Below are 18,502 nucleotides of genomic sequence, written 5' to 3'. Positions count from 1 at the left end.
GTGCTGGTGGGGCGCTGGGACGGTGCCGGCGCTCAAACCGGGCGGTCGATGAACGAGGACACCGGGCGGGTCGGGTTCTGGGACATCCGGGCGGCGACGTCGCGCTGGCGGCGGGACTGGGTGATGCCCTCCACGAGGGCCTCGGCGACGGCGAGCTGGTGCTGCAGCAGCCGGGCGGCCCGCTCGCGCAGGTCAGCCGGCAGCGGGCCCAGGCCCGAGGGCGGCACCCAGTCGGTGGACCGGCGTCCCCAGGCGGCGATCTCGTCGGGGGTGGCGCCGGCCAGGGTGCGCTCGGCGGCGTGGGTGTCGGCCTCGATGCCGTCCAGGGCCTCGGCCCAGGACTGCGCCGGGCGGTCGGACTGGCGCCGGCCCTGGCCGCCGTCCTCGGCGCGGGTGGCCGGGGCGGCGCGGTACTCGGTGGAGCTGATGGCCCGCAGGCCGGGCAGGCTCACACCGGGTCTGCGGCGAGGCTGGCGGCGGCAGCGACCCACGCGTCCCGGAGGGGCTCGACGACGGTGCGGCAGTCGGCCACCCGGCGGGCGTCGCCCTTGACGTTGGCCAGCACCAGCTCGCCGTAGACCCAGTTGTAGAGGGAGGACAGGGCCGGGCCGCCGTCCCAGTCCTCGACGTTGAGCGTGCTGTGCAGCTCCAGGACGATGTCCTGGGCGTGCATGAGCAGAGCGCTCGCGCCGGGCCGGTCGCCGGCCGACAGTGAGGCCTGGGCCCGCTCCAGGTCCAGTGCGAGGCGGTCGTACAGCATGACCAGCAGGCGCTGCGGGGACGCGGTGGCGACCGACTCGTTCACGTACCGGGCACGGAGGGCGGCGGTCATCGGGAGGACTCCTGGGCTTCGGGGGCGGTGGTGGTCACGATGCGTTGGGGTTGTAGAGCTGGTTGACCTGCGACGTCAGCCACGTCGACTGGTTCTTGATCCGGCTCAACGCCTGCTCGAGGGCCGTGAACTGCTTGGTCAACGTCTCCTGGCGGGCGGCCAGCCGGATCTCGAAGCCGTCGATCCGGTCCTTGATGGTGTCGGCCAGGGTCTCGCGCCCCTTGGCCAGCGCGACCAGCGTGCCGGTGGATGAGTCGCTCGCGGTCCTGGCGAGGGCGGCCAGCTTGCCGGCGATGCCGGTGACGGCGGGGGTCGTGACCCCGGCGGTGGTGCTCTCGGCGCTGCCGCTGAGCAGCTTCGCGACCCCGGCGGGATCGCTGGCCAGCTTCGCGGTGAGGACGGCGCTGTCGAAGGCGATCGTGCCGTCGCGGTTGAGCTGCAGGCCGATGGAGGCCGCGCTCTTGCCCCCGATGGCGGTGGAGACGGCGGACAGCAGGGAGTCCGACAACTGCACCAGGGCCCGGTCGCCCTGGAGGGTGGCGGTCGCGGCCCCCGCCGTGGACACCGTGAAGCCCTTGATGACGCCCAGCGCCCCGTTGGCCGCGTCGACGAGCGCCTTGACCTTGGTCGTGATGGCGGAGGTGTCGGCACCGATCCGCACGGTGGTGGCGTCGGCGGTGGGGTCGGCCTTGCTGACGGTGATGGACAGGCCGGTCAGCACGTCGGAGAAGGTGTTGGACGACGACGTGACGACGAGCCCGCCAGCGCCCTCGAGGGACAGCTTCGCGTCCTGGCCGGCTCGGCTGAGCAGAAAGCCGGTCTCGGCCGTGTCGGCGGTCTCGTCACTGCTCTGGAGGCGACGGGCGCCGCTCTGGCCGGTGGCGTCGCTGGTCAGCTGGAGCCGGAACTCGTCGGGCCCGAGCTGGAGGATCGCGGCGTGCACGCCGTAGCCGCTGGCGTTGATGGCCGAGACCGCGTCGGCGAGGGTCGCGCCGGCCGGCAGGTCGATGGTGCCCACGGTGAGCCCGGCGCTGTCGAGCACCGTGATCGGCCAGGCGGGCTTGCTCTGCTCGCGCACGGGCGCGGTCGCCGAGGTCCACTTCACGTCACTGGTGACCTGCTTGCTGGTGGCCAGCTGCTCCACCCGGAAGCTGACGCTGGACCCGGGGACGGCGGCCGGCGTGGCGCTGGCGGTCACCGAGCTGCTCGAGCTGGTCGCCGTCCGGGCGGCCGCGAGGCTGGTGCTGGTGAGCGCCTCGGCGGCCGTGCGGATCGCGTCGAAGCGGGTGTTGACCGCGCGGTACGCGGCGGCCTTGGCCTGCGTGGCCGACAGCTGGGTCTTCAGCAGAGCCTGCGGCTGTGCCTCGACCTTCATGATGTTCGTGATGATCGACGACGTCTCCAGCCCGGAGACCAGACCGTCGACTCCCAGGGTCACCATCTCGTCGTGTCCTCCTCCGTGCCGGTGGGTGTGTCGGGTGTGCCCTCCTGTGATCGGCTGCCCCGGGCGGGAGTTGAGCCGAGTGGGGTGACCACCCCCTCCGGGGGAGGAGGACGACAGCAGTGAGGGGGCGGCCGGATGGCCGCCCCCTCACCGGGAGTGCTGTGCTGCGGGTGTCTCTCCCGCGTCGGGTCAGCCCTGCAGCAGACGCAGGACACCCTGCGAGGACTGGTTCGCCTGGGCCAGCATCGCGGTGCCGGCCTGGACCAGGATCTGGTTCTTGCTGAACTCGGTCATCTCCGACGCCATGTCGACGTCGACGATGCGCGAGTTGCTGGCGGTCAGGTTCTCCACGGCCACGTTCAGGTTGGCCGTGGTGTGCTCGAACCGGTTCTGCAGCGCACCGAGGTCGGCCCGCGTGGAGGACACCTTCTGGATCGCCAGGTCGAGCTTGGCGATCGCCGAGTCGGCACCCGACGCCGACGCGAAGGTCGGGGTCGCGTCGCTGATGGCCTTGGCCGAGCCGGACGTCGCCGCCGCGGGGGCGGTGAAGGTCAGCTGGTTGGTGGCCGAGGCGAAGGGCGTGGACCCGGAGGTCAGACCCAGCGCAGCGACGGCGGCCTTGTTCAGCGCGGTGAGCGCCTCGCCGGCGGTGGTGACGCCATCGGCTCCACCGGCAGCAGCGCCGGAGTAGTCGACGGTGCCCAGGCTGAAGGACTTGCCACCGTAGGAGATGGTGCCGTCGAGCCGCTCGAACTCCGCGACGGCCTGGGCGTCGGTGGCCGAGGCGCCCTGGACGAAGGAGGAGTTCGTGGCAGCGGACGAGGTGAACTTGACCGTCGCCGCGGCCGCCGAGGTGGCGTTCGTGGTGAAGACGGTGCTGGCGACGCCGCTGGCCGCGTTGGCGTTGAACGAGCCGACACCGGTGACGTCGACGCCGTCGACACCCAGGCCCGTGCTGTTCATCGCGGTACCGACGCCGACGCTGATGGTCTCGTTGGCGTTGGCGCCCACCTGGAAGGTGCCGGTGTAGGAGCCGTCCAGCAGCTTCTTGCCGTTGAAGGTCGTCGAGGCAGCGATGCGGTTCAGCTCGGAGTTGAGCTGGCCGATCTCGGACTGGATGTTCTTCTTGGCGTCGGTGGAGAGCCCACCGTCGTTGCTGGCCTGCACCGACAGGTCACGCATGCGCTGGAGGATGCTCGTGGTCTCGGTGAGCGCGCCTTCAGCGGTCTGCACGACCGAGATGCCGTCCTGCACGTTCCGGACGGCGACCTTGAGGCCACCGATCTGGGACTTCATGCCCTCCGAGATGGCCAGACCGGCCGCGTCGTCCGCAGCGCGGTTGATGCGGAAGCCCGAGGACAGCTTCTCCAGCGACTTGTTCATCGCCGAGTCGTTGACCGACAGGTTGCGGTAGGCGTTCATCGCGGCGGTGTTGGTGTTGATGCGCATGCCCATGGTGATCCTCCTGGATAAAGGCTGTGCTGGTGGTTCCCGCTGCATCCGTGCTGCGGGGGTTGCAGAGCTGATAACGGCTGGTGGGGCCGACTTCTTGAGTCAAACCGCGGAGGATCTTCGAGATCCCCCGAGAGGGGGGTCAGGCCGGCTGGGTGAAGGCCGCGCGGACCTGTGCGGCCGAGCGGGGCGGTGGCGGCCACAGGGCCCGCGAGGCCCGGGGGCGGCTGCGGGTGGCGACCTGCTCCACGTAGGTGGCCTGCTGGTTGCGGGCCCGGACGCCGCCTTCGGCGGCCACCGGGCGCTCGTCCCACACCTCGCTCATCGCGGCGTGCAGCAGGGTCAGGGCCCGGGCCCGCATCTGGGAGACCCGGGAGAGCGTCACCCCGAGGTCGGCCGCGATGTCGGTCAGTGATTCGTCACCGAAGAAACTGCGCTCGACGACCTCGCCGAGCCGGTCGGGCAGCGCAGCCATGGCGGTGTGCAGGTGGCGGGCGCGCTCGTTCTTGACCACCGCCTTCTCGGGGGAGTCGGCGGCCGAGGGCAGGTCGAAGGTGCCGCCGTCGTCACCGGACTCTGCGTCGATGCTCACCATCACCGCGCGGTGCACGTCCACCTGCAGGGAGGACAGCTCCGCCACCGGCACGCCGAGCTCGGCGGCGAGCTCGGCCCGGGTCGGCGGCCGGCCCAGCCGGGCGGCCAGCACGTCGGCCGCGGCGTCGGAGCGACGGGCGGCGGCCCGCACCGAACGGCTGGCCCAGTCCCCGGACCGGAGCTCGTCGAGCACCGCACCCTGCAGTCGCGGCAGGGCGTAGGTGGCGAACGAGGCGCCGGCGGTCGCGTCGAAGCGGCGCGCGACCTCCACCAGGGCCACCTGGGCGCAGGAGGACAGGTCCTCGCGGCTGACGTGGCTGGGCAGCGAGATCCGGGCTGCCACCGCGTTGACCGCGTACTGGGCCAGGGCCAGGTGCTCGGTGACGAGGGCGTCGACGCTCCGACGGTCACGGACCGGAGCAGCCGGGGCACCCGCCTGGGGAGGCGACGGGCGAGGGGGGTTCACGAAGTCCTATCTCGGCGTCCCACGAGTCACACCTGACCCTTCCTCGGCAACTTCCCCCTTCGACTTGAGCGCCTGTCCGGGATGCCGAAGACACAGCCAGACCCGGGTGCACGTCGTGCACCGCGATCGGACGACGAGAGGAGCCAGCGGTGGACTACCAGCACCTGTCGACCCTGCTCTGGCGTGAGCAGGAACTCCTGGACCTGCTGCTCTTCAAGGCCGAGGAGAAGCAGTACCTGATCATCAGCGGCAAGAACCGCTGGCTGCCCAGGATCGCCCACGAGATCGAGGTCGTCCTGGACCAGATGCGCACCCTCGAGGTGGAGCGCGGCGCCGTCACCGAGGTGATCGCCACGAACCTGGGCCTGGAGCCCAACCCCTCGCTGCGGACCATCGCCGAGCACGCCGCCGCCCCGTGGAACGACCTGCTCGTCGGTCACCACGAGACCCTGCTGGGTCTGGTCACCGAGCTGCGCGGGCTGTCCGACGCCAACCGTGAGCTGATCACCAGCGGCCTGGCCGCCATCGACGAGGCGCTGCTCAGCGTCCGCCCGGACGAGGCCAAGACCTACACCGCCGCCGGCCGCACCGCGGGCCGCTCGCACCGCTCGGTCACCCTGGACGGTGCGATGTGAGCGGCTTCTCCGCCCTCAACCTGGCCAACAGCGCGCTCACCGCCAACCAGCGGGCGCTGGAGGTGACCGGTCAGAACATCGCCAACGTCAACACCGAGGGCTACACCCGTCAGCGCCTGGAGCTGCGCGCCGGCAACACCGCGCAGACCTACACCTTCTACTCCCAGTCCGACAACCTCGGGGACGGCGTCAACAGCGAGACCGTCTCCCGGATCCGGGACGCCTTCCTGGAGCGTCGCGGCCTGGCCGAGCGCGGCACGGTGGCCTCCACCACGGCCGTCGACACCGCGTTCGACCAGCTGGAGACCTCTTTCGGGGAGCCCAGCAAGACCGGTGTGCAGAGCCTGCTCACCGCCACCTCCTCGGCGTGGAGCCAGCTGTCGGCGACCCCGAAGGACTCCGCGGCCCGCGAGGCGGTGCTGGCCTCCAACCGGTCGCTGGCCTCGAGCCTCAACGGGCTCGCCGCTTCGGTTGACAAGCAGTGGTCCAACACCCGGGGCGGAACGGTGGACGTGCTCACCGAGGTCAACGCCTCCCTGCGCGAGGTCGCCGAGCTCAACGACGCCATCCGCACGGCCACCGTCCAGAACCTGAACACCAACGACCTGTTGGACCAGCGCGACCTGCTGGTCACCAAGCTGGCCGCCACCATCGGCGCATCGACCGTCGACGGTCCCGACGGCACGGTCAACGTCGTCGTGGGCAGCACCGCGGTCGTGACCGGCAACGGGGCCAGCACGGTGACCCTGGGTGGTGGCGTCTCCTTGGGTGCCGTGCCGGCCACGCCGGTCGTGCTCACGCTGGGGAACGGCGGTCCGCCGTTGTCGCCCGGGGGCAGCGTCGGTGGGCAGATCAAGGTCATGAACGAGGTGCTCCCGTCCTACCGCACCGCGCTGGACGGGGTGGCCGCCCAGCTGGCGAGCACCGTGAACACGGCGCTGAGCACCGGTTTCGACCAGACCGGCGGGGCCGGGGGACCGATGTTCACCGGCACCACGGCCGCCACGCTGACCGTCGCGCTCACCGACCCGGCCCGGATCGCCGCTGCCGCTGCCGGCCCGGTCGGTGCGGACGCCTCCTCCGACGGCCGGTTGGCCGACCGCCTCTCCGTGCTCGGGCAGGCCCCCGGCAGTGCCGAGACCCTCTACCGCGGTGCCGTCACCCGGCTCGGTGTCGAGGCCGGCAGTGCGACCCGGGCGGTGGCCTCGGCCTCCGCCGTGGCGGCTCAGGTCGACCTGGCCCGCGCCTCGGTCAGTGGCGTGAACCTGGACGAGGAGATGACCAACCTGATGGTCTTCAAGCAGTCCTACGCTGCGGCCGCACGACTCGTCACCGCGATCGACGAGATGCTCGACGTCCTGATCAACAGAACCGGATTGGTCGGTAGGTGACCCCGTGCGCATGACACACCGCTCCATCGCAGACAGCAACCTGCGCGGCATCAACGCCAACCTCGTGGCCGTGGCGAAGCTGCAGCAGCAGGCCACCTCGGGGGTGGCCCTGAACCGGCCCTCGGACTCCCCGTCGGGCACCGCGACCGCGATGCGCACCCAGGGAGACCTCGCGCTCAACGGCCGCTACGCCGCGAACGCCAGCCTGGCCAAGACCACGCTGTCCAGCGCGGACGCCGCTCTGGACGCCATGCACGACCAGCTGAGCATGGTCCGCGACCGGGTCGTGCAGGGTGCCAACACCGGGTCGCTGACCGCGTCGGGCTTCGAGGCCCTCGCTCTCGAGGTCGACTCCCTGGGGCAGGGGATCCTGGCCATGGCCAACCGCCAGGTGGGGGGGCGGCCGGTCTTCGGTGGCACCACGTCGGGCTCTCAGGCCTTCACCGCGGGCGCCGGTGGCGTGGTCACCTTCGGAGGCCGCCTGGACGTCCCCGAGGTCCGGGTCTCCCCGACCGAGGTGGTCCAGACCGGGGTGACCGGGACCTCGGCCCTCGGTCCCGACGGCGCCAACGTGTTCGACCTGGTGGCGGACATCGCCTCGGACCTGCGCACCGACCCTGGCGCGCTGTCGGCCAGACTGGCGCAGCTGGACCAGGCCCTGACCCGACTGTCGGACGCTCGCACGGTCGTCGGTGTCCGGGCCGCCCGGCTCGACACCGTCGTGGTCCTGAACGCCGAGACCGAGCTCGACCTGTCCGGGCAGCTCTCCTCTGTCATGAACATCGACCAGGCCAAGACCTACACCGAGTTGGCGATGCGGGAGTACGGCTACCAGGCCGCCCTGTCGGCCTCGGCGAAGACCCTGCAGACGTCCCTGGTGGACTACCTCCGCTGACTCATCTGCACCACCACGTCCCACCCACCCCAGGGGTGTACCGGCCGGTTGCCGGGCTGCCGATCATGGTGGGGAGGACGCAGCTCGCGCCCCACCCGGCCCGAGGACGGCCGGTCACCGAGACCCATGGAGGGGTACTGGTGCTCACGCTCACCCGCACGATCGGCGAGACCATCCGCATCGGCGACGACATCGAGGTGCACGTCGTCGAGGTCCGCGGCAACACCGTCCGGCTCGGGTTCAAGGCCCCCCGCGAGGTGTCCATCCACCGCGAAGAGGTGTACCGGCAGATCGCCGCGGCCCGCGCCCTGGCCGTCCGGGTCGCGGCCGACGCCGTCGGCGCGCTGACCGCCGCGCTCGGTGGGACCAAGGGGTCCGCCCCTGGCACACCGGCCGTCCGCGACGAGGACGACACGGCGGCGCGCGCCTTGGCGTGATCTGCCCACGAATCCGCTGGCGGTTGGGCGACACGAACCCCGTTTTGGCTCAACTCACGCCCCACGGTGCGCAATCCTCTCCTTGAGCACGTGACAGGGGGCAACGGAGATGGCACGCAGCGCGACGAACACCGCAGGCACGACGGTCCGGGAGGTGTCCTCCCGGGACACCGCCGTGGTCCTCGACCTGCCCGGCACCACCGAGGCCGAGCAGGCGAGCCTGCTGCTGTACGTCCAGCTGCGACCACGCCGCGCCGCGGCCCGCAAGTGCCTCGCGGCACTCGCGCAGCTGGCCACCGAGCACGCCGGCGTCCCGGTGACGCTGGCCGGTCTGAGCAAGGACGACCGCGTCCTGCGCATCACCGTGGCCGTCGACCTCGGCCCGCGCGCCGACGTGGCGCGCTTCTCGGCCTCGGCCCAGGCCGCCTACGGGTTCGTCAGCGACCTCTTCACGGTGCTGTACGACCACATGCCGGTCTACGCGGCTGAGCCGACCGTCGAGGAGAGCGCCGTCGTGGCGCCGTTCCTGCAGTCCGGCGACGTCGAGCGGGGCGGCTGGGCCAGCACCCCGGTGTGGCCCGCCGAGGTCCTCGAGGCCGTCAGCGCCTGACCACCGCTCCACCACCACGGCACGGCACCACTCGCAGCTCGTCCTCTCACCGAGACGCGATCCCGCGACGGACCACCGGCACCCGGCCCCGTCGTCTTCCCCCGAGATCCGACCCGACGACAGGAGTCCCCGGTGTCAGAACCGTCCCGACGACCGTCCGGCCCGCTCGTGTTCGGTGGCATCACCGAGGACGAGGCCTGGGCGACGACGCCGATCACGCTGCGCGACCGGGTGCACTTCCGCACCGAGCGGGAGCTGCCGCTGGCCGAGTTCCGCCAGGCCCTGCCCGAGGGCGTCACGGTCACCCTGGACGAGGGGGAGGGGCTCTACCGGGTCGACGGCGCCGCCGGCCAGGCCGCCGCCCTCTCCGCCCTGGTCAAGGCCTGGTGCGCGGTGCACGAGCACCGCACGGTGGGGCTGCGGGCCGAGAGCGGCGTGCGTCGACGCGCCCCGCGGGACCTGCCCCCGCAGTTCCTGGCCGACCTGTGCCGCCACTACGGGCCGGTCTCCCTCAAGCGCCTGCAGCGCAACATGAGCACCATCCGGCTGCACATCCCGGACAACGACGACGTCGTCCAGCAGGTCAGCGAGTGGGTGCTCAAGGCCGTCGCCCAGTACGACGAGAGCAAGGGCGTCCCGTTCGGGGCCTTCCTGGCCACCCAGCTGTCCAAGTGGGTGCACGACCTGGGCCGTGCCGCGTTCGGTCGCACCGCGACCGACACCGAGAACAAGCAGCAGAAGGCCATCGCCACCTTCGTGGCCACCCATCAGCGCCGTCCCTCCGAGCGCGAGCTCGCCGACCTGCTGGGGCAGAGCGTCGCGGTGCTGCGCAAGAACGCGCAGAGCGTCGCCACGCTCAACGGCCTGCGCAACCTGCAGTCCCTCGACGGCGTCCCCGACGGGGCCGACCACCTGCTGCCCGACACCGCCCAGGCGCCCGACGAGATCCTCGGGGAGGCCGAGCAGACCCTGCTCTCGCACGCCCTGACGGCCGCATGCGCCCCCGACCCGACCGCACGACCGGACCAGCGGGCCGGTCAGCCCAACGTGCTGGGCTGGGTGACCTGGTACCTGACGACCTGGGGTGGCCAGACCAAGACCCAGCTGTCGGCGGACCTGGGCACCTCCGTGCGCAACATGAACGTGCACGCCGACCGGGCGGAGCGGGTCCTCAAGGACCGGCTGCTGGAACTCGCCGGGTGACCTGACTCCACAATCCGGGTGAACTGCCGATACAGGTGTGACAGGAGAGACCAGGGCGACCCGCCCTCGTAGTGAGCAGGAGCATCCGATGACCATGGTGTCCGAGCCGATCACCCACGTGGTCCTGGTGCCCCACTGGCTGTCCTCCGCTGACCGCGACGGTCTCACCGACGCCCTCGAGGCCGCCCTCGTCCGCCCGGGCCTGCCGGCCTCCACGGCCGACCGGCTGGTCGACGTGCTGACCGAGCTGCACGTGGCCCGGGCCCGCGACGTCGTGTGGCCGACCTCGGCCGCCCGGGTCCGCCTGGTCACCGGCTGGGACTCCGACACCCTCCCGGTGCGGCTGTCGGCCATGGAGCTGGCCTGCACCCTGAGCCTGCCCGAACTCCCGGCGACGGTGCGCGAGTCGCTCACCGGTGGCCGCAGCTCCTCCTGACCGCCCGTCCATGACCCGGTTGGGCCCTGCCCTGCGCCTGCTGCCCCGACTCACCCGCCCCACCTGCGACCCGGCCGACCTGCTGGCCGCGGCCCGGAGGCTGTGTGCCGCCGGCCGCGCCGGCCTGCACCTGGAACTCCGGACCGACGACCGCGGCACCGCCCTGGTCGTCGAGGAGGCCGAGCGCTCCGCGCGGGCCGACCTGGACGACCTCGCCGTCGCCGTGGCCCGCAGCCAGCAGGACATGAGCCCCACCGGGCTGGACGCGGCCCTGCTCCGCTGGCTGGACACCCGCCCGGTCACCGACGCCGAGGCCCTGCGGCGCGGCATCGCCGTCCTCAGCTGGGCCGACGCGGCCGAGTCGGCCCTGGCCTGGCAGGTCGTCGTGCACCGCGGCGACGACGTCGTCGGCTGGGTGCCGCACCCCTTCACCCCCGCCGCCGAGGTGCTCACCGTCCGGGCCGCGGCCTCGGAGCGTGCCGCCGACGTCGTCGTGCGGTGCAGCGTCGAGGGCCCGGTGCTCCTGCTGGACGCCGACGACCCGCTGCTGGCCACCGCAGCGTGCAGTGCACCCGAGCACGTGCTGGCCCAGGCCTCCCGCGCCGGGCTCCGGCTCACCGACGCCCGGGTCGTGGTGACCCCCGGTCGACCCGTCGCGTGGGCCGACCCGGCCGTCGCCGCCCGGTTGGCCGGCGAGACGGTCGAGCCGTGCGCCGTGCTGCCTTGGCGGTCGCTGGCCGACCTCCCCTGGGTCTGAGCGGTCAGTCCCGCAGCATCCCGAACTCCCAGTGCCACGGTTCGGGGTTCTGCCCGCCCGGCTGGGCCCAGTCCGGGTGTACCCAGCCGAACTGCCCGGCGTAGCGGGCCATCCAGGCCGACTGCTGTGTCCCGGCGACGTTGATGCCCCCGCACAGGTCGACCGCCAGGCCCCAGCCGTGGTTCGAGGTGCCCGGCACCGCGGTGATCCGTGGCTTGCGCTCGTGCGCGTCGACCTGCGCGGCGAGGGACCGGTAGGAGTCGGTGAGGCACATCGGCGTGCCGAAGGCGTTCTGCCAGGCCTGCGCGAGCGACTGGAAGGCGGCCGCGGCGTCGCAGCGGAGCAGGTGCCCACCGCCGATCGGGCACAGGGCCGAGGTCGGCACCTGGCCGTTGGACCAACCGCCCCAGGCGGGGTCGACCGGGGCGCTGACCACGGGGGGTCGGACGGCCCCGCACAGGGTCGCGGCCGAGCCGTCGCCGGCCGGTGGCGTGTTGGGCGTCGTGGGCGGCAGGGTGACCCGCACGGCCGACGACCCGGCCGGCACCGGGAGGACGGCGACCTGGTGGGTCACCGCGGATGCGGTCACCACCTGGCCCTCGCCCACGTAGACGCCGACGTCGTCGAGGCCGGCGGTCGGGTCGGAGCCGAAGACGAGGTCCCCGACCTGCACCTGACCGGCCGGGACGACGGTCCCGACGGCCCACTGCTCGGCCAGGGTGGCACCGAGCGGCCGGCCGGCGGCGGTCCAGACGGCGGCGGTCAGCCCGGTGCAGTCGGTGCCGGCGGCGCCGCTCCCGCCGGGGACGTAGGGCGCCCCGAGCTGGGCCAGTGCGTAGCTGGTGGCGGTGGCGGTCTCCGCGGACGGCACGACGACCACCCGGCCGTCGACCACGCCCGCAGCCACGCCCGGCACCACCTGGCCGGTGGCGTCCCGGGCGGGGGTGAGGCCCTCGGGGAGGTCGCCGGTCGCGAGCTGCGCCGTGGTGGGCAGCGCGATCCCGGCCGTGGTCAGGCCGGCGAGCTGGGCCTGCCAGCGGTCGCGGGCGGCGGCGTCGGCGGCCTGCTGGTCCGGCGAGGTGGGTCCGGCGGTCAGTCCGGCGAGGGCGCCGGCGACGGTCAGGTCGGCGTCGGCGGCGCGCCGGCGCGCCTCGCGGGTCGCGGCGGTCACCCGGTCCTCGGCGGCCCGCAGGGCGACCCGGGCGGTGGCCACCCGCAGGCCCGCGCCGGACCCGGCGACGCCCTGGGTGCCGGCCGGCGGACCCGCGGCAGCGGACTGCTCGGACTCCGCGGCGGCCAGCTCGGCCCGCGCGGTGGCCACGGCCGTCCGGGCGTCCCGCAGGCCCGTGGCGGTGGCGGTCAGCGCGTCGCGCAGTTCACCGGCACGGGAGGCCAGGTCCAGGGCGACGGCGGTGGGGGAGGGGGTCTGCGGCCGGACACCGGCCACGGCGACGGCGGCGACGAGGACCAGGGCCAGGACCCCGGTGAGCGTCGCGGCGCGGCGGGTGGCGCGGGCCAGCGCGGCGCGCCGGCGGCGGCGGGCGGCCTCCTTGCGGGCCAGTGCAGCAGCTCGGGCGCGGGCTCGGGCGCGGGCCCGGGCGCGGGCCAGCTGCCGGGCTTCCTCGGCGGTGCGGGGGCGGGGGGTCGTGCCGGCCGGGGGGACGCGTGGCGGTGGCACGGCGCTCCCCTCGCAGACCGTGCCGTGCCCACGCCGGGGGTGGGCGGGGATCGGACGGTCCGCACGAGGGTCATCGGGAGCGCCGGGGCGCCGGTTGAGGCCGGGCCCCGATCAGGCGGTGCGCGTCACCCCTCCGGGGGAGCCCACCAGGCGCCGTGCTCCTGGCGCAGCCGGATCTCCCGCCGGCCGCCGTCCTCGGTGGTGACGACCAGGGCGACGCCGGCCACCCGGCGTCCGTCGGGGTCGGGCAGCCGCGACCCGGATGCCAGTGGGACAGGAGGTACGACGAAGGCGTCGACCTCGCCGTCGCGGTCGGGCATCGGGTCCTCCTCGGTCTCGTCCCCCGTGCGGCACGGTACGGCGTGTCGTGTCGTGTCGTGCAGTGGCGCCGTGCGCGGGCGCACGACGAGGCCCCGCCGTCCCGGTGGGGACGACGGGGCCTCGGGAGTGCGGTGTCGGCGAGCCGTCAGCGCTGGTCGAGCGGCACGAACGCGCGCTCGGTGGGCCCGGTGTAGAGCTGGCGGGGACGGCCGATCTTGGTGGCCGGGTCCTCGATCATCTCGCGCCACTGGGCGATCCAGCCGGGCAGGCGCCCCAGCGCGAAGAGCACGGTGAACATCCGGGTCGGGAAGCCCATCGCGCGGTAGATCAGGCCGGTGTAGAAGTCGACGTTCGGGTAGAGCTTGCGCTGGACGAAGTAGTCGTCGGTGAGGGCGACCTCCTCGAGCTGGCGGGCCAGGTCCAGCAGCTCGCTGTTGCCGCCGAGCTTGTCCAGCACGTTGTCCGCGGTCGCCTTCACGATCGCCGCGCGGGGGTCGTAGTTCTTGTAGACCCGGTGCCCGAAGCCCATCAGCTTGACGCCGGGCTCCTTGTCCTTGACCCGGCTGACGAACTTGCCGATGTCGCCGCCGTCGGCCTTGATGCCCTCGAGCATCTCCAGCACCGACTGGTTGGCCCCGCCGTGCAGCGGGCCGAAGAGCGCGTTGATGCCCGCGGACACCGAGGCGAAGAGGTTCGCGTGCGAGGAGCCGACCAGGCGCACCGTCGAGGTGGAGCAGTTCTGCTCGTGGTCGGCGTGCAGCACGAAGAGCATGTCCAGGGCCTTGACCAGCTCGGGGTCGGCCTCGTACGGCTCGGCGGGGAAGCCGAACGTCATCCGGAGGAAGTTCTCCACCAGGCCCTTGGAGTTGTCCGGGTACAGGAAGGGCTGCCCGACCGACTTCTTGTAGGCGTAGGCCGCGATGGTCGGCAGCTTGGCCAGCAGCCGGTACGTGCTCATCTCGACCTGGGCGTGGTCGAAGGGGTCCAGCGAGTCCTGGTAGAAGGTCGACAGCGCGCTGACCGCCGAGGACAGCACCGGCATGGGGTGCGCGTCCCGGGGGAAGCCGCGGAAGAAGGACTTCAGGTCCTCGTGCAGCAGGGTGTGCCGGCGGATCTTCTGGTCGAAGTCCTCCAGCTGCGACGGGGTGGGCAGCTCGCCGTGGATCAGCAGGTAGGAGACCTCGATGAAGCTGGCCTTGCCGGCCAGCTGGTCGATCGGGTAGCCGCGGTACCGCAGGATGCCGGCGTCACCGTCGATGTAGGTGATCGCCGAGCTGCAGGCGGCGGTGTTGACGAAGCCGATGTCCAGGGCGACCTTGCCGGTCGCGGCCAGCAGCTTGCTGGTGTCGATGCCGTCGGCGCCCTCGGTGGCCTGTCGCACCGGGAGTTCGAGTTCACCCCCCGCGTGGTGCAGCGTGGCCGGCCGGGGGGCGTCGGGGTCTGCTGTGGCGCTCATCAGACGGTGACGCTACTGCCTGCGGTCTGCACCGTGCACGGCGACGTGACCACCCACACGGCACCGGCCCGGCCCTGGTGCCAGGTGTCCCCGGGCTCGCACACCGCGAGGCAGTCCTCGGACAGGAGCGCCCGGGGTTCTGGCGTGGGCACCAGGTCCACGTCGATGTCGGGACCTGCCTCGATCGCCGCGCTGAGGACCGGGGCGAGCGCAGTGACGCCCTCCTCGGTCACGGCGACCACGAACTGGCGGGTCACACCGGCGGCACGGAGTCGGCGGAACTCCTCGACCACCCTCGTGACCTGCTCGTCCGTCGGCCCCGGCGCGGCCACGGCAACGGCGAACTCCCGCCCCCGGGTGTCGGCAGACTGGGTCCACCCGCGCAGGACGCTGGGGTGGTGGGCCCGGTACTGCAGGGGGAGGTCGACCGGGTCCGGGGTCGGGCCGTCGATCTCGGCGAGGCGGGACAAGGCCAGGAACGCAGCCTCCAGGGGGAGCGTGCGCCACGGGGAGTCGGTCAACTGAGCGTGCACGGCCGTGGCGTTGACCAACGCCCTCGCGTACGCCCGTCGCTCCTGGGACGGGTCGGTGAGGTAGCCGTGGCGTCGTCCCCAGTCGCACATCCTCGGCCAGTCGACGGCCGCGCCACCGCGCACGTCGGTCAGCCGCGAGCGCTGCGAGTCGTGGGAACGGAAGGAGCTCAGGGCGCGCGGCTCGTACCAGGCGTCGCCCTTCCTCAGCAGCCGGAGCCACAGGCTGAGGTCCTCCAGGGCATGGAGACGGCGGCCGTCCACGGTCCACAGCTCGTCCAGGTCGACGTCAGCGGTGCGGAAGAGCGCGGTCGTCACCTCGCCGACGACGTTGCACAACTGCTCGAGCATCGCGCTGCCGAGCGTGCGCCCGTCGATGACCCCGGCGTTCGTCGCCGGCACGGGGAACTGGTGGCCCGGGACGGCGCGCCCGTCCCCGTCGATGAGGGTGCGTTGGCTGAACGCCAGGGACACCTGGGGCGACCGCATGCCCTTGAGCAGCACCTGGATGCAGGCGGGTGACAGCAGGTCGTCGTGCAGCAGGTACTTCACGAAGGGGCCCCGCGCCGCGCGGAGGAGCAGTTCGGTGTTCGCCCGGGGCCCCACGTTGCGCTCGTGGCTCAGGACCCGGACGCGCGGGTCCCGCGCCGCGAACTCGGCCACGATCGCCGGGGTCGAGTCGGTCGAGCAGTCATCGCCCACCAGCACCTCGATGTTGCGGTGCGTCTGGGTCAGGGCCGAGTGCAGCGCCTGGGACAGGTACCGCTCGCCGTTGTACGTGGGGACCAGGACGCTGACCAGAGGGAGGCTCACGGCCGGAACCCCCGGACGGCCTCGATGACGACGTCCTGCTGGGCGTCGGTCAGGTGCGGGCCCATGGGGAGGCTCAACACCTGCCCGGCGAGCTCGTCCGCGCGTGGCAGGTCCGCGCTCGCTGCCGACGTGCCGGCGAACGCCCGCTGCCGGTGGGGAGGCACGGGGTAGTGCACGTTGCACTCGACGCCCTGGGAGGCCAGGTGGGCTGCGAGCTGGTCCCGGTGGGCGGAGGTGACGACGTACAGGTGCCACGCGGGGGTGGCCCACTCTGCGGTCTGCGGCAGGCCCAGGTCGTGGCCGACGTCGCTGAGGGCCTCGTCGTAGCGCTGGGCCGCGCGGGCGCGGCGCGCGTTGTGCGCCCCCAGGTGCTCCAGACGCACCGACAGCAGGGCTGCCTGCATCTCGTCCAGACGGCTGTTCCAGCCGATCTCCTCGTGCACGTACTTCTGGGTCGAACCGTAGTTGCGGAGGGAACGCAGTCGGCGGGCCGTCTCCGGATCCGATGTCGTGACCGCACCGCCGTCGCCGAAGGCGCCCAGGTTCTTCCCGGGGTAGAAGCTCCAGGCCGTGGCGTGGGTGAGCCCTCCGACCGGGCGGTCCCGGTAGCGGGCGCCGTGGGCCTGAGCAGCGTCGTCCAGGACGCACAGGCCGTGGCGTCGGGCCAGCTCGAGGACCGGGTCCAGGTCGACCGGGTGACCGTAGAGGTGGACCGGGACGACGGCCTTGGTCCGTGGGGTCACCGCGGCCTCCAGTGCACCGTGGGCCCAGTCCCCGACGGGGGTCTCGACGTCGACCGGGACCGGGACGGCGCCCACCTGCACGACGGCCAGCCAGGTGGCGATGAAGGTGTGCGACGGGACGAGCACCTCGTCACCGGGTCCGACACCCAGGGCGCGCAGCCCCAGCGTCAGGGCGTCGAGCCCGCTCCCGACGCCGACGGCGTGGTCCGCCCCCACGGCTGCCGCCCAGGCGACCTCGAACCCGGTCAGCTCCGGACCGAGCAGGAACCGTGCGCTGCGGATCACCCGCAGGGCTGCCGCCTCCAGCTCGGGTCCGAGCTCCGCGTGCAGCGCACCCAGGTCGAGGAACGGGACGGAGTCCCCGGACGTCGTCATCGCGGCGTGTCGGGGGCGGTCTCGTGGTCCACGACCCGGCGGGCGGCCAGGAACTCGTCGTAGTCCCGGTAGTAGTCGTCCTCGGTGTAGGGCAGGGAGGCCAGGACGAGGCACACGCTGCCCGAGGAGAAGTTGCCCAGTTCGCGCCACGTCAGCCTGGGGAGGAGCAGTCCGTTGTAGGACCGGTTCAGGTGGAACCGGGCGGTCTCGTGGCCGTCGTCGACCAGGACGTCGAAGCTGCCCGATGCCGCGATGACGAGCTGCTGGAGCTCCTTGTGGGCGTGCCCGCCCCGGGACTCACCGCCGGGTACGTCGTACAGGTAGTACACCCGGGCGATGTCGAAGGGCACCTGGGAGCGGCCCTCGACGAAGGTCAGGGCCCCGCGAGGGTCGCTGATGCGGGGGAAGTCGATCATGCGACACCCGGCACGCTCGCCCTGGGGCTGGTCGTCGAAGTCGGACAGCCGCCGGCCAGGGACCGCGGAACGGCGCTCGAGAGTGGTCACCCCGGGACTATCGGCAGCCCGGGAACGGCGCGGGCAGACGGGCACCCGCCTGGGTGGTCCGGCACGTCGGGCCGCTCGTCCCCGAACCCCGGGACGGACGTGTGAGCATCTCGGTCGTCGGCTCGGGCCCCCGGGGACGACGACGAGGAGGAGGACCTGTGACCGGTGACCGGGACGACCCCGCCGGTCGAGACCTCGAGGACTACGTCCGCCGGTACGAGACGATGCCCTTCGAACCCAGGCAGGCGGCCTTCCGTCGGCGGCGCGTGCTGCAGCAGGTGGCGGCGAGGTCGCCTCGCCGGGTGCTCGAGATCGGGTGCGGCCTCGCGCCGCTGTTCACGGACCTGCCAGGGACCCACTGCGTGGTCGTCGAGCCCAGTCCCGTGTTCGTCGAAGCCGCTCGCCGGCTGGTGGGCGGCCGGGAGGACGTGCTCGTCGTCCAGGACTTCGGTGAGCGGGTCACCCCGGACGCCGTCGGCGGTGTCTTCGACGTCGTGGTGCTGAGCTGCCTGCTGCACGAGGTGCCTGACCCGGGGGCTCTCCTGCGTGCAGCGCGGGCCCTGTGCGGCTCGGCGGGCGTGTTGCACGTCAACGTGCCCAACGCCCGTTCGCTGCACCGTCTGCTCGCGGTGGCGATGCGTCTCATCCCCGATGTCACCGCGCAGTCGGTGACCCAGCGGGACATGCAACAGGACCGCATCTACGACGCCGAGGCGCTCACCCGCACCGTGCAGGGAGCGGGCTTCGACGTCATCGACGCGGGGAGCATCTTCGTCAAGCCCTTCACCCACGCCCAGATGCAACGGCTCCTCGACGACGGGTTCCTGACCCCCGCTCTGCTCGACGGCCTCGATGCGCTGGCCCTCTCGTCCCCCGAGCTCGGCTCCGAGCTGTGGGTCGACGCCGTGCCGTCCCCGGCCTGACAGCC

The 18,502-nt window shown here is 72.8% G+C and carries 19 protein-coding genes and 1 pseudogene; 9 read left to right on the top strand and 11 right to left on the bottom strand.

Annotated elements, in window-relative coordinates; all coding sequences use genetic code 11:
• Positions 1–32: 32 nt before the first annotated feature.
• The 5 genes from ASG41_RS08985 to ASG41_RS08965 all read right to left on the bottom strand — a co-directional run bounded on the left by ASG41_RS08985 (position 33) and on the right by ASG41_RS08965 (position 4,788).
• A complete protein-coding gene (locus ASG41_RS08985; protein WP_235564666.1) occupies positions 33–452 on the bottom strand; it encodes a hypothetical protein in 420 nt (139 codons plus the stop codon).
• Complete coding sequence (gene fliS / locus ASG41_RS08980; protein WP_056292861.1) at positions 449–832, bottom strand: flagellar export chaperone FliS; 384 nt, start codon at positions 830–832, stop codon at positions 449–451. The genes ASG41_RS08985 and fliS overlap by 4 nt, the downstream gene beginning before the upstream one ends.
• A gap of 34 nt (positions 833–866) precedes the next feature.
• Complete coding sequence (gene fliD, locus ASG41_RS08975; protein WP_056292859.1) at positions 867–2,273, bottom strand: flagellar filament capping protein FliD; 1,407 nt, start codon at positions 2,271–2,273, stop codon at positions 867–869.
• A 192-nt stretch (positions 2,274–2,465) separates the two neighbouring features.
• Complete coding sequence (locus tag ASG41_RS25235; RefSeq protein WP_056292857.1) at positions 2,466–3,731, bottom strand: flagellin; 1,266 nt, start codon at positions 3,729–3,731, stop codon at positions 2,466–2,468.
• Between the two features lie 139 nt (positions 3,732–3,870).
• On the bottom strand, positions 3,871–4,788 hold the full coding sequence (locus tag ASG41_RS08965) for a sigma-70 family RNA polymerase sigma factor (RefSeq protein ID WP_056292854.1): 918 nt from the start codon (positions 4,786–4,788) through the stop codon (positions 3,871–3,873).
• Between the two features lie 149 nt (positions 4,789–4,937).
• Here ASG41_RS08965 and ASG41_RS08960 point away from each other — a divergent pair, with 149 nt between their 5' ends.
• The 8 genes and pseudogenes from ASG41_RS08960 to ASG41_RS08925 all read left to right on the top strand — a co-directional run bounded on the left by ASG41_RS08960 (position 4,938) and on the right by ASG41_RS08925 (position 11,152).
• Complete coding sequence (locus ASG41_RS08960) at positions 4,938–5,423, top strand: flagellar protein FlgN (RefSeq protein ID WP_056292852.1); 486 nt, start codon at positions 4,938–4,940, stop codon at positions 5,421–5,423.
• The gene (flgK, locus tag ASG41_RS08955) at positions 5,420–6,814 is read left to right on the top strand and encodes a flagellar hook-associated protein FlgK (RefSeq protein ID WP_056292850.1); all 1,395 of its coding nucleotides are present in this window, start codon (positions 5,420–5,422) and stop codon (positions 6,812–6,814) included. The genes ASG41_RS08960 and flgK overlap by 4 nt, the downstream gene beginning before the upstream one ends.
• Positions 6,815–6,824: 10 nt before the next feature.
• Positions 6,825–7,709 carry a hypothetical protein gene (locus ASG41_RS08950; protein ID WP_056292849.1) on the top strand — a complete coding sequence of 295 codons (885 nt, stop codon included), beginning with the start codon at positions 6,825–6,827 and terminating at the stop codon, positions 7,707–7,709.
• 140 nt (positions 7,710–7,849) lie between these two features.
• Positions 7,850–8,014 (top strand): annotated as a pseudogene (csrA, locus tag ASG41_RS24665) (carbon storage regulator CsrA); the annotation flags it as partial.
• Positions 8,015–8,255: 241 nt separating this feature from the next.
• Complete coding sequence (locus tag ASG41_RS08940) at positions 8,256–8,756, top strand: hypothetical protein (RefSeq protein ID WP_157519223.1); 501 nt, start codon at positions 8,256–8,258, stop codon at positions 8,754–8,756.
• 132 nt (positions 8,757–8,888) lie between these two features.
• On the top strand, positions 8,889–9,959 hold the full coding sequence (locus tag ASG41_RS08935; protein WP_056292842.1) for a hypothetical protein: 1,071 nt from the start codon (positions 8,889–8,891) through the stop codon (positions 9,957–9,959).
• A gap of 88 nt (positions 9,960–10,047) precedes the next feature.
• Positions 10,048–10,395 (top strand): hypothetical protein, encoded by a 348-nt coding sequence (locus ASG41_RS08930; RefSeq protein ID WP_056292840.1) that lies wholly within the window; start codon positions 10,048–10,050, stop codon positions 10,393–10,395.
• 10 nt (positions 10,396–10,405) lie between these two features.
• Positions 10,406–11,152, top strand: a complete 747-nt coding sequence (locus ASG41_RS08925; protein ID WP_157519221.1) for a hypothetical protein — start codon at positions 10,406–10,408, stop codon at positions 11,150–11,152.
• Positions 11,153–11,156: 4 nt separating this feature from the next.
• Here the strand turns inward: ASG41_RS08925 and ASG41_RS08920 are convergent, their stop codons facing one another.
• From ASG41_RS08920 to ASG41_RS08895, 6 genes are all read right to left on the bottom strand, one after another.
• On the bottom strand, positions 11,157–12,830 hold the full coding sequence (locus ASG41_RS08920; protein WP_056292835.1) for an NlpC/P60 family protein: 1,674 nt from the start codon (positions 12,828–12,830) through the stop codon (positions 11,157–11,159).
• A 125-nt stretch (positions 12,831–12,955) separates the two neighbouring features.
• Positions 12,956–13,150 carry a hypothetical protein gene (locus tag ASG41_RS08915; RefSeq protein WP_056292833.1) on the bottom strand — a complete coding sequence of 65 codons (195 nt, stop codon included), beginning with the start codon at positions 13,148–13,150 and terminating at the stop codon, positions 12,956–12,958.
• 146 nt (positions 13,151–13,296) lie between these two features.
• A complete protein-coding gene (locus ASG41_RS08910) occupies positions 13,297–14,607 on the bottom strand; it encodes a citrate synthase (RefSeq protein WP_056292831.1) in 1,311 nt (436 codons plus the stop codon).
• A complete protein-coding gene (locus ASG41_RS08905; RefSeq protein ID WP_056292829.1) occupies positions 14,607–15,950 on the bottom strand; it encodes a glycosyltransferase family 2 protein in 1,344 nt (447 codons plus the stop codon). Before ASG41_RS08905 ends, ASG41_RS08910 begins: the two co-directional genes overlap by 1 nt.
• A complete protein-coding gene (locus ASG41_RS08900) occupies positions 15,947–17,068 on the bottom strand; it encodes a DegT/DnrJ/EryC1/StrS aminotransferase family protein (RefSeq protein WP_056292827.1) in 1,122 nt (373 codons plus the stop codon). The genes ASG41_RS08905 and ASG41_RS08900 overlap by 4 nt, the downstream gene beginning before the upstream one ends.
• Positions 17,065–17,574: an FdtA/QdtA family cupin domain-containing protein gene (locus ASG41_RS08895; RefSeq protein WP_235564665.1), complete on the bottom strand. Its 510-nt coding sequence runs from the start codon at positions 17,572–17,574 to the stop codon at positions 17,065–17,067. The genes ASG41_RS08900 and ASG41_RS08895 overlap by 4 nt, the downstream gene beginning before the upstream one ends.
• Before the next feature lie 158 nt (positions 17,575–17,732).
• Between ASG41_RS08895 and ASG41_RS08890 the strand changes: the two genes are divergently transcribed.
• Positions 17,733–18,497, top strand: coding sequence for a bifunctional 2-polyprenyl-6-hydroxyphenol methylase/3-demethylubiquinol 3-O-methyltransferase UbiG (locus ASG41_RS08890; protein WP_056292821.1), 765 nt, complete (start codon positions 17,733–17,735; stop codon positions 18,495–18,497).
• Positions 18,498–18,502: the final 5 nt, after the last annotated feature.

It is taken from the genome of Modestobacter sp. Leaf380 (assembly GCF_001424485.1).
Lineage (GTDB): Bacteria > Actinomycetota > Actinomycetes > Mycobacteriales > Geodermatophilaceae > Klenkia.
Note: the sequence above shows the minus strand (reverse complement) of the source record. Positions and strands in the feature narration are given on the sequence as shown.